This is a genomic window from Bacillus sp. AP50, assembly GCF_040492675.1.
Taxonomy (GTDB): domain Bacteria; phylum Bacillota; class Bacilli; order Bacillales; family Bacillaceae_G; genus Bacillus_A; species Bacillus_A cereus.
The window spans coordinates 1-1,179 of the sequence record NZ_JBEUTW010000721.1; the positions used below are offsets into that span (position 1 = coordinate 1).

A 1,179-nucleotide genomic window follows, 5' to 3' on the forward strand; every position below is an offset into this window, starting at 1 on the left:
CATTGTATATAACTCTTTTTCTTGTTTTAAAGATTTGTCATAGCTGTCATACATTTTATTAAATGAATCGTGTCGTTTCTCATACGTGCTTTTCACTTTATCAGCTTGATCTTTCAATTTCTTATCTTCAATTTTCTTCACATACTTATCAGCTGACTTCACTTCTTCTTGCGCTTTATTTAAAACTTCTTTTTCTTTTGCAAGCACTTTTTCTCGTTCAGTTGTATTTTTCACTGCTTGATTCAGTTTTTCTTTAACAGTTTGATTATTATCTTTTCCTTCTTGAACAATCTGGTTATATAATTCTTGTCCTTCTTTCTCTAAAGTCTCAAGTTTTTTTGCATCTTCAAACATTGTTTTTTCTTGTTTAGCAGCGTTTTCAAACGCTACATATAATTCTTCTTCTGGTTTCGGACCGAAACAACCGGCTAATAAAATCATTGATAATGCAGTTACAATTGCTAATTTACTATATTTCAACATCTCTTCCTCCTACTTATAAACGACCATCGTGTAATATAAAAAAGTTATAAAATATGTAATTGTTCTATACACTCGCATCTTTTTTACGAAGATCATTAATATTGTTTGTACAAATTATTACTTGATATTACATTATTCTTTTTGAATTATTTAGCAATTCCATATCCATCTTTAAGTATACTACTTCGTGTTTTTTAAGGCCTGTTCACACTATGTATTACTTTAATGTCCACGGAATTTCACCTCAGTCTTAATAAGACTATAATAGTTCACCTGATAAAAGGTGATCGCTCCGCTCTCACGTCTATCATTCCCTTTCCAGCTTTCTATCAATTAATCTCTTTGTTCATTTTACACAGTACAATCGATATCTCGCAACAACTTACAAATATTCTTTTCATTTCCTAAAAAGGAAAAGTGTAGAGCTTGCTTTCCTCTACACTTTTAAAATAAAACACACTGTGCAAATTGCATTGACACTACCATCATAATTATATGCTTATTTCATATATTTTTAAAGACTTTTATTACAAACGTGGCGTTTTTTTGTAATAAAAGTCAAAAAAATGTTACAAATAAAACATCTTCCTATCATATATCTTCAAATCAAAGCTTCACTCATTTTCTTGCAAATTTCTATACTGGTACAATTGATTTTGCGACTTTCTCAACAGTTCTTCAAACGTTTTTCCTTCT

The 1,179-nt window shown here is 29.8% G+C and carries 1 protein-coding gene and 1 pseudogene; both read right to left on the minus strand.

The window, feature by feature from the left end:
* Window positions 1-483 (minus strand): YkyA family protein (locus tag ABWK52_RS28835; RefSeq protein WP_353772350.1); only part of this gene is annotated, 483 nt, incomplete at its 3' end.
* 614 nt (window positions 484-1,097) lie between these two features.
* Window positions 1,098-1,179, minus strand: a pseudogene (locus ABWK52_RS28840) (diguanylate cyclase); the annotation flags it as partial.